Annotated in this window: 12 protein-coding genes; 6 read left to right on the top strand and 6 right to left on the bottom strand. The window is 61.2% G+C overall.

Annotated elements, in window-relative coordinates; genetic code table 11:
- Positions 1-10 precede the first annotated feature (10 nt).
- The 4 genes from ACS4RS_RS14475 (at position 11) to ACS4RS_RS14460 (ending at position 3,939) form a co-directional block, all read left to right on the top strand.
- Complete coding sequence (locus tag ACS4RS_RS14475; protein WP_439010423.1) at positions 11-1,114, top strand: ABC transporter substrate-binding protein; 1,104 nt, start codon at positions 11-13, stop codon at positions 1,112-1,114.
- A gap of 72 nt (positions 1,115-1,186) precedes the next feature.
- On the top strand, positions 1,187-2,080 hold the full coding sequence (locus ACS4RS_RS14470; protein WP_439010424.1) for an ABC transporter permease: 894 nt from the start codon (positions 1,187-1,189) through the stop codon (positions 2,078-2,080).
- Positions 2,077-2,865: an ABC transporter permease gene (locus ACS4RS_RS14465; RefSeq protein ID WP_003593296.1), complete on the top strand. Its 789-nt coding sequence runs from the start codon at positions 2,077-2,079 to the stop codon at positions 2,863-2,865. Before ACS4RS_RS14470 ends, ACS4RS_RS14465 begins: the two co-directional genes overlap by 4 nt.
- A gap of 12 nt (positions 2,866-2,877) precedes the next feature.
- Positions 2,878-3,939 carry an ATP-binding cassette domain-containing protein gene (locus tag ACS4RS_RS14460; RefSeq protein WP_439010425.1) on the top strand — a complete coding sequence of 354 codons (1,062 nt, stop codon included), beginning with the start codon at positions 2,878-2,880 and terminating at the stop codon, positions 3,937-3,939.
- Positions 3,940-4,013: 74 nt separating this feature from the next.
- Here ACS4RS_RS14460 and ACS4RS_RS14455 read toward each other — a convergent pair whose 3' ends face one another.
- The 6 genes from ACS4RS_RS14455 to ACS4RS_RS14430 form a co-directional block, all read right to left on the bottom strand.
- Positions 4,014-5,042 (bottom strand): trans-3-hydroxy-L-proline dehydratase, encoded by a 1,029-nt coding sequence (locus ACS4RS_RS14455; protein ID WP_439010426.1) that lies wholly within the window; start codon positions 5,040-5,042, stop codon positions 4,014-4,016.
- A 249-nt stretch (positions 5,043-5,291) separates the two neighbouring features.
- The gene (locus ACS4RS_RS14450; protein WP_439010427.1) at positions 5,292-6,296 is read right to left on the bottom strand and encodes an ATP-binding cassette domain-containing protein; all 1,005 of its coding nucleotides are present in this window, start codon (positions 6,294-6,296) and stop codon (positions 5,292-5,294) included.
- Between the two features lie 10 nt (positions 6,297-6,306).
- Positions 6,307-7,320 (bottom strand): Gfo/Idh/MocA family protein, encoded by a 1,014-nt coding sequence (locus tag ACS4RS_RS14445; RefSeq protein WP_449313976.1) that lies wholly within the window; start codon positions 7,318-7,320, stop codon positions 6,307-6,309.
- 41 nt (positions 7,321-7,361) lie between these two features.
- On the bottom strand, positions 7,362-8,201 hold the full coding sequence (locus tag ACS4RS_RS14440; protein ID WP_439010429.1) for an ABC transporter permease subunit: 840 nt from the start codon (positions 8,199-8,201) through the stop codon (positions 7,362-7,364).
- A gap of 9 nt (positions 8,202-8,210) precedes the next feature.
- Complete coding sequence (locus ACS4RS_RS14435) at positions 8,211-9,158, bottom strand: ABC transporter permease subunit (RefSeq protein ID WP_439010430.1); 948 nt, start codon at positions 9,156-9,158, stop codon at positions 8,211-8,213.
- 210 nt (positions 9,159-9,368) lie between these two features.
- Positions 9,369-10,628, bottom strand: a complete 1,260-nt coding sequence (locus ACS4RS_RS14430; RefSeq protein WP_439010431.1) for an extracellular solute-binding protein — start codon at positions 10,626-10,628, stop codon at positions 9,369-9,371.
- Positions 10,629-11,158: 530 nt separating this feature from the next.
- Between ACS4RS_RS14430 and ACS4RS_RS14425 the strand changes: the two genes are divergently transcribed.
- Together ACS4RS_RS14425 and ACS4RS_RS14420 are read left to right on the top strand one after the other, a co-directional pair.
- Positions 11,159-12,043 (top strand): BadF/BadG/BcrA/BcrD ATPase family protein, encoded by an 885-nt coding sequence (locus tag ACS4RS_RS14425; RefSeq protein WP_439010433.1) that lies wholly within the window; start codon positions 11,159-11,161, stop codon positions 12,041-12,043.
- Positions 12,040-12,804 (top strand): GntR family transcriptional regulator, encoded by a 765-nt coding sequence (locus ACS4RS_RS14420; RefSeq protein ID WP_012558410.1) that lies wholly within the window; start codon positions 12,040-12,042, stop codon positions 12,802-12,804. The genes ACS4RS_RS14425 and ACS4RS_RS14420 overlap by 4 nt, the downstream gene beginning before the upstream one ends.
- The last annotated feature ends 50 nt before the right edge of the window (positions 12,805-12,854 follow it).

Raw genomic sequence — 12,854 nt, 5'->3', positions numbered from 1 at the left:
GAGAACAACAGTGATCTCTAACATTTCTCGACTTCTGTCGCTCTCTACTGCGATGATCGTGGCTTCGACCGCGATTGCCGCCGCCGAGCCGAGCGCTGAACTTATCGCCGCCGCCAAGAAGGAAGGCACCCTCACCACGATCGCTCTTCCGCACGACTGGTGCGGCTACGGCGATGTCATTGCCGGCTTCAAGGCCAAGTATGGCCTCGAAGTCAACGAACTGAACCCGGACGCAGGTTCGGGCGACGAAGTCGAAGCCATCAAGGCCAACAAGGGCAACACCGGCCCGCAGGCTCCTGACGTCATCGACGTCGGCCTCTCCTTCGGTCCGTCTGCCAAGAAGGACGGCCTGATCCAGCCTTACAAGGTCTCCACCTGGGATTCGATCCCGGACACGGCCAAGGATGCCGAAGGCTACTGGTACGGCGACTATTACGGCGTTCTCTCGTTCCTCGTGAACAAGGACCTCGTCAAGGAATCGCCGGCCGACTGGACCGACCTGAAGAAGAGCGACTACGCAAACACCGTCGCGCTTGCAGGCGATCCGCGCAGCGCCAACCAGGCTGTCCAGGGCGTCTATGCCGCTGGTCTTTCCGTATCCGGCGGTGACGCGGCCAAGGCCGGCGAAGAAGGCCTGAAGTTCTTCGCCGAACTCAACAAGGCGGGCAATTTTGTGCCTGTTGTCGGCAAGGCGGCTCCCTTCGCACAGGGCTCGACGCCGATCATCGTCGCCTGGGACTATAACGCCCTGTCCTGGGGCCAGAGCCTCAAGGGCAATCCTCCGTTCGAGGTCGTCGTTCCGAAGACGGGCGTTGTTGCCGGTGTCTACGTCCAGGCGATTTCCGCCTTCGCTCCGCACCCGAACGCTGCCAAGCTCTGGATGGAATACCTCTATTCCGACGAAGGTCAGCTCGGCTGGCTGAAGGGCTATTGCCACCCGATCCGCTTCAACGATCTTGCCAAGAACAACAAGATCCCGAAGGACCTGCTCGACAAGCTGCCGCCGGCAGCAGCCTATGAAAAGGCCGTCTTCCCGACGCTCGAAGAGCAGGCTGCCGGCAAGGAAACCATCACCAAGAACTGGGATTCCGTGGTCGGCGCCAGCGTCAAGTAACTTCTGATCCTGCCTCCCCGCCGCAAAGGCGGGGAGGTTTTCTCACCCCGACGCCCCAGGATAAGCTTTTCCATGAGTACCGTTTCAACGCCGATGGTGAGCAGCGCCCCCTTGATCAGCAAAGATCGCGTGATCGACTGGCTGGGCATTGCCCCCTTCATCATTTTCTCGCTGCTGTTCCTGATCGTCCCGACGCTTTATCTCGTGGCCGGCGCGTTCCTGACACCCGAGGGCAGTTTTACGCTGAAGAATATCGGCGATCTCTTTACGCCGTCGATCATGAGCGCTTATTGGATCAGTATCCGCGTCTCGGTCGCCTCGGCTCTGGGCGGCGCGTTGATCGGCTTTTTCCTCGCCTGGGCCGTTGTGCTCGGCGGTCTGCCGAACTCGGTGCGCTCGACGCTTCTGACCTTCTCCGGCGTCGCCTCCAATTTCGCTGGCGTGCCGCTCGCCTTCGCCTTTCTGGCAACGCTCGGCCGCACCGGCCTCGTGACGGTCTTCCTGCGGGAATGGTTCGACTTCAACCTTTACAGCACCGGCTTCAACCTGCTGTCCTTCTTCGGCCTCACCATCACCTATATGTATTTCCAGATCCCGCTGATGGTGCTGATCCTGACGCCGGCGCTCGACGGCATGAAGAAGGAATGGCGTGAAGCCTCGCAGATCCTCGGCGCCACCAACCGTCAGTACTGGACGATGGTCGCACTACCGATCCTCTGGCCGAGCCTGCTCGGCACGACGCTGCTGCTCTTTGCCAACGCCTTCGGCGCCATCGCCACCGCTTTCGCGCTGACCGGCAGCTCGCTGAACATCGTGCCGATCCTGCTATATGCGCAGATCCGCGGCGACGTTCTGCACAATGCCAACCTTGGTTACGCCATTGCGCTCGGCATGATCGTCATCACCGGCGTCTCCAATGTCCTTTACCTCATGCTGCGCATGCGCGCCGAACGGTGGCAGAAATGAAAGCGCAACGTCTCGGAGCCTGGATCGCCATCATTCTGGGCGCGTCCTATTTCATCATTCCGTTAATCGGCACCATTGAATTTTCGCTGCGCATGCGCCGCGGCGAATACAGCCTCGATGCCTATCAGTCGGTCTTCTCGGACGCCCAGTTCCGCGAGACCTTCGGCTATTCCATGATGATGGCGCTTTTGACCATCGTCTTCGGCATGCTGCTCGTCGTTCCGACGGCCTACTGGGTGCGGCTGCGGCTGCCGCAGATGCGCCCGGTCGTCGAATTCATCACGCTGCTGCCGCTCGTCATTCCGGCAATCGTCATCGTCTTCGGTTATCTCAGGATGTACAACTCGTCGTCCTATCTGCCGCTGACGGGTTCGACGACTGGCACCAACATTCTGCTGGTCTTCTCCTATATCACGCTGTCCCTGCCCTACATGTACCGCGCCGTCGACACCGCCATGCGCGCCATCGACGTTCGGACGCTAACGGAAGCGGCCGAGAGCCTCGGCGCCCGCTGGACGACCATCATGTTCAGGTGCATTTTCCCCAACGTCATGAGTGGCGTGCTGTCGGGTGCCTTCATTACGCTCGCGATCGTCATGGGCGAATTCACCTTCGCCGCCCTGCTCAACCGTCCTGCCTTCGGCCCCTACCTGCAGCTTGTCGGTGCCAACAAGGCTTATGAGCCTTCGGCGCTTGCCGTCATCGCCTTCTCGATCACCTGGCTCAGCATGGGCCTGCTCAACCTCGTTTCCCGCTTCGGCAAAGCCCGCCCGGCAAAGGCTTAAGGTATTCGGCTCATGTCCTTTCTCACATTGAACAACATTCAGAAATCCTTCGGCCCGGTCCAGGTCGTCAAGAACTTCAACATGAATATCGAGAAGGGCGAGTTCGTCTCCTTTCTCGGGCCATCTGGCTGCGGCAAGACGACCGTTCTGCGCATGATCGCCGGCTTCGAAACGCCGACCGGCGGCACGCTGACCATCAACGGCAAGGACCAGAGCGCACTGAAGCCGAACCAGCGCAATATCGGCATGGTGTTTCAGGCCTACGCGCTGTTTCCCAATATGACGGTGCACGACAACGTCGCCTTCGGCCTCAAGGTCGCCGGCGCCCCCAAGCCTGAGATCGACACCCGCGTCAAGGAAATGCTCGGCCTGATCAAACTCGATCACCTGGCCGATCGCTTCCCCTACCAATTGTCGGGTGGCCAGCAGCAGCGTGTAGCCCTTGCTCGAGCGCTTGCCGTCAAGCCGCAGGTGCTGCTGCTCGACGAGCCGCTTTCCGCACTCGACGCCAAGATCCGCGTCTCGCTGCGCGAGGAAATCCGCCAGATCCAGCAGCAGCTCGGCATCACCACGGTGTTCGTCACCCATGACCAGGAAGAGGCGCTGTCGATCTCAGACCGCATCGTCGTCATGAATGCCGGCAAGGCCGACCAGATCGGTTCGCCCTTTGAGATCTACAACACGCCGGCAACACGCTTCGTCGCCTCCTTCGTCGGCACGCTGAACCTCATCGAGGCCAAGGTCGTCGATCCCGACGCCAACCGCATCCAGATCGGCGATCAGGCCATCACGCTGAAGCAGTCGGTCGCAGCCCACAAGGCCGGCGAGACCATCTCGCTGGCGCTGCGCCCGGAAGCAGGCTCGCTCTCCGACAGCGTCAGAAGCGATACTGCGCTCACCGGCCAGGTCGTCTCGGCCCACTTCCTGGGTTCGGTCATCCGTACCCGCATGAATGTCGGCGGCAACGTCATTTCCTTCGACATGTTCAACAGCCCCGGCGTCACCCCGCCGCAGGCCGGCGAAACGGTGACGCTGCGCTTCATGGCAGCCGATCTGTTGGTCATCCGCGACTGAGCTTGACGAACCACCCATGCAAATGGCGCCGTATAAAAACGGCGCCATTTGCGTTGCTTAACGGCATCCCGTCTTCAAAGGTCCATCGGCCAGGTGTCGGAGAGGCGGTAACCGGTCTGGAACGGATCAGCCGGATCGACCATGAGCTGCTTCGTGCCGATGACCCATGCGCGACCCGAGATAATCGGGATGATTCCGGGCTTGCCGTTGATGTCGACTTCGCTATCGATGCTGCAGTGGAATTCCGTGTCCAGCAGCGAGGTGCCGACGAATTTATCGCCTGCCTTCATCTGGCCCTTGGCGTGGAGCACGGCCATGCGAGCCGAACATCCCGTGCCACAAGGAGAACGATCTATCTTGCCCGGACGGATGGCGACCGCGTTCTTACCCCAGAACACGCCATCCCTTATCTCGACCGGATCGGTGATCTGGCAGAAGGAGATGTGGCCCCAATCATTGGCAGGGTGTTTGAAGCCAAGCTGCTCGTTGGCGGCTTCGGTGATCTTGACGCCCATGCGGGCAATATCGCGGGCGTGGTCAGGTCGAAGGCTGAGCCCTATGGACGCCGCATCGACGATGACGAAGCTGTCCCCGCCGTAGGCCGTGTCGACCGTGACCGTGCCGATACCTTCGACCTCAATCCTGGCACCGAGCTTGTCGGCAAAGGACGGGACGTTGCGGACGCGGATGCGTTCGGCCTTGCCGTTGCGGCACTCAGCCTCGACCTCGATCAGGCCGCCCGGCGGCTCAAGGATCATGCGTGTGATTGGCTCCTGCATCGGGATGATGCCGGTATCGAGCAGCACGGTCGACACGCACATGGAGTTCGAGCCCGACATCGGAGGTGTGTCGGCCGGCTCCATGATGATCCAGCCCATCTGCGCCTTGGGGTTCTTCGGCGGGACAAGCAGGTTGACATGACGGAACACGCCGCCGCGAGGTTCGTTCAGCACGAAATTTCGAAGTGCATCATCCTCGGCAATCCACCGAGACTGCTCCCAGACCGTTGCGCCGGGCGGCGGCGCGACGCCGCCAACGATGACATCGCCGACCTCACCCTCTGCATGGCAGCTGACGATATGCACGACCTTGGAGGTACGCATTTGATGTTCCCCGCGCCTATTGTTCGAAACCTGAGCACTTCCAGCAAAAGCGTGCAGTAGTTTTGCAGCCGAAACCGCATGAAAATCAAGTGAAGGAGGCCCTTCAGTTTTTTAGAATAACGTATACGATCTACGATAAAAAAGTCAAGCGTGGCCTCCGGCCGGAGCGATATGGAAAAAAGGAGGGCTGCGACCGAGCCCTCCTTTGAAATTTGCACGCATGTTTTCCGAAAATAGATCCGGTGTCGGCTACGCGCGGATCGCCTGGTCGTCCGCATCGAAGCGGTGCACACGGGCCTGATCCGGTGTCGCATAAACGATCTCGTCGGGCTCGTACTGGTGTTCACCGAACAGACGTGCCGTCAGCAGGCCGCATTGGTCGGATTCCAGATAGATGATCGTGTCAGCGCCGAGATGCTCGACATGCACGACCTTCGCCGCCCAACTCCCCTGCTCGCGCGACAGCGTCATGTGTTCGGGACGCACGCCGATCGTCTTGGCGCTGTGATCGCCGACCTTTTCGGCCGCGATGAAATTCATCTGCGGCGAGCCGATGAAGCCGGCGACGAAGACATTGGCCGGGCGATTGTAAAGTTCCATCGGCGAGCCAATCTGTTCGATCGCGCCGGCATTCAGCACGACGATCTTGTCGGCAAGCGTCATCGCCTCGACCTGGTCGTGGGTGACATAGATCATCGTTGCCTTCAGGCTGCGGTGCAGCCGGGCGATTTCGAGGCGGGTCTGGACACGCAGCGCCGCATCGAGGTTCGACAGCGGCTCGTCGAACAGGAAGAGTTCCGGTTCGCGCACGATGGCGCGGCCGATCGCGACGCGCTGGCGCTGGCCGCCTGATAGTTCGGCCGGCCGCCGCGCCAGATAGGGCGCGAGAGACAACATTCCGGATGCCTTGCCGACTCGGCTGTCGATCTCGTCCTTGGGCGTGCCGGCCTGCTTGAGACCAAGCCCCATATTGTCCTTGACCGTCAGGTGCGGATAAAGCGCATAGGACTGGAACACCATGGCGATGCCGCGTTTGGCCGGCGGCGTCAGCGTCTCGTCGCGGCCATTGATGACGACGGCGCCCGAGGTGACGTCCTCGAGGCCGGCAATGCTGCGCAACAGCGTCGACTTCCCGCAGCCAGATGGCCCGACGAAGATGACGAATTCGCCATCCCTCACCTCGAGGTCGATACCCTTCAGCACCTCATGCGTGCCATAGGTCTTGCGGATGGATTTGAGTTGAAGTGATCCCACTGATTTTTCCTTACAATCTGACCGGCTGGCCGGTACGCACGCTCTCGTCGGCGGCAAGGCAGATGCGCAGCGACGCCACGGCATCCGCCATATGGCGATCGAGGTCGAGATCCTCGCGGATCGCCCTCAGCATGAAGGCCTGTTCCATGTCGCAGAGCGCCTGATGACCGGGCTCACCCGTCATCCTCATGTCCTGGTCGGGCCGGATGAACTTGCCGTCCGGGCCGGTTTCGGCCGTATGCAGACGGATCACCGAGGTCTTGGTGTGGGTGTCGATATCGTCGGACTTGGCGTTCGGATCCATGACGATCGACACCGCGCCCTTCGGCGACATCACATCCTTCACGAAAAACGCGGTCTCCGAGATCATCGGCCCCCAGCCGGCCTCGTACCAGCCGACCGAACCGTCCTCGAAGAGCACCTGCAACTGGCCGTAATTATACATGTCAGCGGCAATCTCGTCGGACAGCCGCAGCCCCATGCCGCGTACTTCGACGGCTCTGGCGTCGGTGATCTGACACATGACGTCGACATAATGCACGCCGCAATCGACGATCGGCGAGGTGGTTTGCATCAGCGACTTGTGCGTCGCCCAGGTTGGGCCGCTGGACTGCTGATTGAGGTTCATGCGGAAGACGTAAGGCGGTCCGAGCTTGCGTGCTTCCTCGATCAGCTTCGTCCATGAGGGGTGATGGCGAAGGATGTAACCGATCACCAGCTTGCGCCCCGCCTTCTTCGCCGCAGCGACGACCCGCTCGGCGTCGGCGACGGTGGTTGCCAGCGGTTTTTCCACGAAGACGTCGCAGCCGGCCTCGAAGGCGGCGACGGCATAATCGGCATGGCTGTCGGAATAGGTGTTGATCGAGCAGAGGTCCGGCTTCAGCTCGGCGAGCGCCGTCGTGAAATCGGGATGGATCGTATAGGCCTGCAGCTCGGGCTCCAGCTTAGGCGTCGAGCGATTGACGAGACCGACGATCTCGAAGCCTGGATTGTTGTGATAGGCGAGCGCATGGCTGCGGCCCATATTGCCGAGGCCGGCAACGAGGACGCGGATGGGTTTATCGCTCACTTGACGGCTCCTGAGGTAATGCCGCGGATCAGCTGCCGCGAGAAGATGACGTAGAGGACGAGGATCGGCAGGATCGCCAGCGACAGCGCCGCCAGCACCGCATTCCAGTTGGTGACGAACTGGCCGATGAAGATCTGCGAGCCGAGCGTCACCGTCTTGGTGGCCTCGGAGGGCGCCAGGATCAGCGGGAACCAGAGATCGTTCCAGATCGGGATCATCGTGAAGACGGCGACCGTCGCCATGGCGGGGCGCACCAGCGGCAGCACCAGGCGGAAGAAGATCGCATATTCGGAAAGCCCGTCGATGCGCCCGGCATTCTTGAGATCGTCCGAAACCGTGCGCATGAATTCCGACAGAATGAAGATCGCCAGCGGTATGCCCTGCGCGGTGTAGACGAGGATCAGCGCCGTCAGCGTATTGACGAGGCCTGCCGCCACCATGCCCTGCAGGATTGCCACCGTGCCGAGACGGATCGGGATCATGATGCCGATCGCCATATAGAGCCCGAGCAGCGTATTGCCGCGGAAACGGTATTCCGAGAGCGCAAAGGCCGCCATGGCGCCGAAGAGCAGCACCAGCAGGATCGAGACGATCGTCACGATGAAGCTGTTCTGGAAATAGGTGGCGAAATCGCCCTGCCCGAGCACCGTCTGATAGCCGACGAGGCTGAAGGTTGACGGCGTCGGCACCATCAGCGGCTCGCGGAAGATCGATGCCCGATCCTTGAACGAGTTGACGACGGTCAGGAAAACCGGAAACAGCGCGACCAGCGTATAGGCGCCAAGCGCCAGATGCACGAGGCCGGTGCGGATCGGAGATGTGCGTGCCTTGGACATGCGCGCTCCTCAGAACTGGTAGCGACGCATGCGCCGCTGGATGACGAAGAGATAGAGCGAGACGCCGGCGAGGATGATGAGGAACATCACGGTTGCGATCGTCGCGCCCATCGAGCGGTCGCCGAGCTGAAGCTGGAAACCGAAGAAGGTGCGGTAGAGCAGCGTGCCGAGAATATCGGTCGACATGTCGGGTCCGGCGAGCGCCCCCTGCACCGTGTAGATCAGGTCGAAGGCGTTGAAATTGCCGACGAAGGTCAGGATCGAGATGATGCCGATCGCCGGCAGGATGAGAGGCAGCTTGATCTTCCAGAACTGGGCCCAGCCGGTGATGCCGTCGCATTCGGCCGCCTCGATCACCTCTTCGGGGATGCTGAGCAAGGCGGCATAGATCAGCATCATCGGAATGCCGATATATTGCCAGTTGGAGATCAGCGACACGGCGATCAGCGCCGAGCCGGGCTTGCCGAGCCAGGGCGCGAACAGGAATTTCAATCCGATGAGATCGAGCATCCAGGGCGCCACGCCCCAGATCGGCGAGAGGATCAGCTTCCAGATGAAGCCGACGATGACGAAGGAGAGCAGCGTCGGTAGGAATATCGCCGTGCGGTAGAAGGCGACACCGCGGAGCTTCGGCACTGAAAGCAGGGCGGCAAGCGCCACGCCGATCGGGTTCTGCACGCACATGTGGATGGCAAAGAAGATCAGGTTGTTGACGAGCGCATTCCAAAAATCACGCGCCCAGCGCGGATCGCCGAACAGCACCTTGAAATTCGCAAAACCGACGAAGGCCGGCTGACCGTCGACGATATTGTAGAGCGAAAGCCGGAGCGTCTCGATGAGCGGCAGCACCATGACGGCGGAATAGACGATCACGGCGGGCAGCATGAAGACGAAGATGTGCCAGCGCACCGGGCGCTTGATCGGGACGATATCGATCGCGTTGTCGGTTTCGCTCATGGCTTTTGCCTGTTCTTGTCGACTGGCTGCGAGGCGCAGCGCAGATGGAAAACATGCTCCCACCCTGACCCTCTACCCACCTGGGAAGAGAGGGACCGCGCCCTGATCAGATCGGGCTGGGAGGTCGCTGCGAGTCTCCTTCTCCCCGCTCGCGGGGAGAAGGTGGCCGGCAGGCCGGATGAGGGGCCGCAAACGCCGCCCCTCTGCACATCACTTGGCCGGCTTGTACCAGCTGTCGAGACCCTTCTGGAGCTTTTCGGAAGCGACCTTCGGCGTATCGGTGCCGTTGATCACGTTGGCCGACTCCACCCAGGTCTCGTTTTCAAGGTTCGGCGTGCCGCGCGACAGGATCTGGTAGGTCGAGCGCACGGTCGACTTGTACGGGCCGCGCCAGGAAACGAATTCCTGAGCAAGCGGATCGGACATCTTGACCGGGTTAGAGTTCAGGCTGAAGAAGCCCGGCAGCGCGTTGGCATATATATCGGCGAACTCGGGCGATGCGACCCAGCTGAGGAATTTCTTGGCTTCCTCGGCATGCGTGCTCTTCGAATTCAGCGCAACGCCGATATCGGGATGATCGGAGATGTAGCCCGTGTCGCCGGCCTTCGGAACCGGCGGCGGGAAGGCGCCCATCTTGAACTGGGCCTGGCTGTTGAACAGCGCGATTTCCCACGAACCGGCCGGATAGATCGCCGCACGGCCGAGCGTGAAGAGGTTCTGGCTGTCCGAATAGGTCTGGGCTTCGAAGCCATCCCCGAGATAAGGCTTCCACTTGGCAAGCTCCTCATAGGGCTTGACCCAGTCGGCATCCGTCAGCTTCTGCTTGCCGGCGATCAGGGCGGCGCGGCCGTCCTCGCCCTTCCAGTAATTCGGGCCGATGTTCTGGTAGCCCATGGTGGCGGCTTCCCAGAGATCCTTCGTGCCCATGGCGAGCGGAATGTAGGTGCCGTCGGCCTTGATCTTGTCGAGCGCTGCGTAGAATTCGTCTTGCGTCTTCGGCACGGAGATGCCGAGCTTGTCGAAGGCATCCTTGTTGTAGATGAAGCCGTGGATGACCGAAGCCATCGGCACGCAGAAGGTCGACTTGCCGTCGTCGGTCGTCCAGGCGGCCTTGGCGACCGGCGAGAAGTTCTCCATGCCAGGCAGGCTGGTGATGTCGACGAGCTGCTTCTTGTTGAAGAGTTCGAGCGACGCATCGAACGGACGGCAGGTGATGATATCGCCTGCGGAGCCGGCATCGAGCTTGGCGTTCAGCGAAGCGTTGTATTCGGTCGGCGCGGTCGGCGAGAAGACGATCTTGATGCCCGGGTTCTTCGCTTCGAACGCCGGAATGATCTTCTCCTGCCAGATCTGCAGATCGTCGTTACGCCAGCTTTCGACCGTCAGCGTGACATCGGCGGCATGGACGAAACCTGCCGACGTCAGTAGGCTGGAGGCAAGCAGCAAGCTTTTCAGAGCAGTGTTTTTCATTTCCCTCTCCTGTGTTTTTAGCGCCGCAAGGCGCCGTTTTGGATCTGAAACAAGCAGTTGGCGTGCCTGAGGAAACACCCAACGCCCCTTGGAGGGCCGCCAGCACCTGCCGGCCCCGAAAGCTCGACGGACGCGAAGGCGGATCGCCTGCGGCCGGACTGCGCCTTGCCCATGACATGAATCGGGCGCGGCAAAAAATGATGGGAAAAGCCGATGGATGCTGAGCTTCGCCACCAGCCTGACAGGCGGCGGGTCGTTCTCTCGATCATCCTCGAAGCGGTTCCGGCTTGGCCTTGCTGCCGGTTTTCGTGGGCTTCGATGTGCTGTTCCCTTTTGCCAAATTAATGCCAAAAAAATACCAATTGTCCAGCCGAATTTAACTTTTCGGTCCCCAAAAATTCATTAAAAAATTTTATTAAATAAAATCAATACGATAAAAAGAATGATTTTCCCCATCATTCCCACTTGGTAAATGGTATTTTTTTGGTATTGTATTAAGAAACATAGGGAACAGCGTATTCGGAGGCCCGATGACGGAGCTTGCAATCGGCATAGACGGCGGTGGAACGAGCTGCCGGGCCGCAGTCGCGGACAGACATGGCAATGTCATCGGCCGTGGCAAAGCAGGCCCGGCCAATATCCTGTCCGATCTGGAAAACTCTCTTCTCAACATCGTCGAATCTGCCCGGCAGGCGCTGATCGATGCAGGGCTTGCCGCTGAAACCATCGCCTCCGTTGTATCAGTGGTCGGCGTCGCCGGCGCCAATGTCAGGGATTACGGCCAGCGAATCGAAAAGGCCCTGCCCTTTGCCGAAGGCCGCGTCGTCACCGATGCGCTGATTGCCTTGCAGGGCGCGCTCGGCGATGGCGACGGCATCGTCGGCGCCTTCGGCACCGGCTCGGTCTACAATGCCCGCAGGAATGGCCGGCTGAACGGCATCGGCGGCTGGGGCTTCATCGTCGGCGACCAGGCAAGCGGCGCCCGAGTCGGCCGCGACCTGATGGAACGAGCGCTGCTCGCCCATGACGGCGTGCGCCCGGCGTCCCCCATGACCGAAGCGATCATGGCCGAATACGGCAGCGACCCTGAGCGCATCGTCGAATTCGCGCATTCGGCAAGACCGACGGATTTTGCCCGCTATGCGCCCGTCGTCTTCGAACATGCGGCCAAGGGCGATGCCGTCGCGGTCGGCATCATCACGGACGCGGCAACGGCGATCGGCGAAAGCCTCGACGCGCTGCTCTGGCCAGAATGCCCGTCGATTTGCCTGCTCGGCGGCCTTGCTGGAGCCTATGAGCCGTGGCTTTCCGAACGCCACAAGGCACGGCTTGCCAGGCCGAAGGGCGATGCCCTGCAGGGTGCGGTCGAACTTGCCGTCAAGCTGCTGCACGACGGACAGAGAGGTGCGGCATGACCGACGATCTCGCCACCCTTCTGTCCCTGGAGCGTCTGCAGGCAGCCGGCACCGGCCCGCTCTACGTCAAGCTACGCCGCACGCTCGAAGAGGCCGTGCGCACCGGCACGCTCGGCCATGGCGATGCGCTGCCGCCGGAACGCGATATCGCCGAATTCGCCGCCGTCAGCCGCGTTACCGTCCGCAAGGCGATCGACGAACTCGTCGCCGACGGCCTGCTGGTACGCCGTCACGGTTCGGGCACCTTCGTCGCCAAACCGGTCTCGAGGGTCGAGCAGCGCCTGTCGCAGCTTACCTCCTTCACCGAGGACATGGCGCGCCGCGGCATGTCCTCCCGCTCCGAATGGCTGCACAAGGGCATCCACACCCCCTCGCCCGACGAGATGATGATTCTCGGCCTCGGCACCGACGTGAAGGTCTCCCGTCTCTCCCGCCTGCGCATCGCCGACGACCAGCCGCTGGCAATCGAGAATGCCAGCGTCTCCGGCGAGTTTCTCCCCGATCCCTCGGCCGTCACCAATTCGCTCTATGCCGAACTCGAACGCCTCCAGGTCCGCCCGGTGCGCGCCGTGCAGCGCATTTCGGCGACCAACATGAAGGAAGCCGACGCCCAGCTTCTCGGCGTCTCCGTCGGCGCCGCCGGCCTGTCGATCGAGCGCATCTCCTATCTAGGCTCCGGCCGCGCCGTGGAATTCACCCGCTCACTCTATCGCGGCGACGCCTATGATTTCGTCGCGGAGCTGACGATCGGGGTAACCTGACGGCTTGAGCTTGTCCAAATTATACGTATAATCCGGATATCGAAGTTTGG

Origin of the sequence: Rhizobium sp. F40D2, assembly GCF_051810745.2 — a bacterium.
Lineage (GTDB): Bacteria > Pseudomonadota > Alphaproteobacteria > Rhizobiales > Rhizobiaceae > Rhizobium.
Note: the sequence above shows the minus strand (reverse complement) of the source record. Positions and strands in the feature narration are given on the sequence as shown.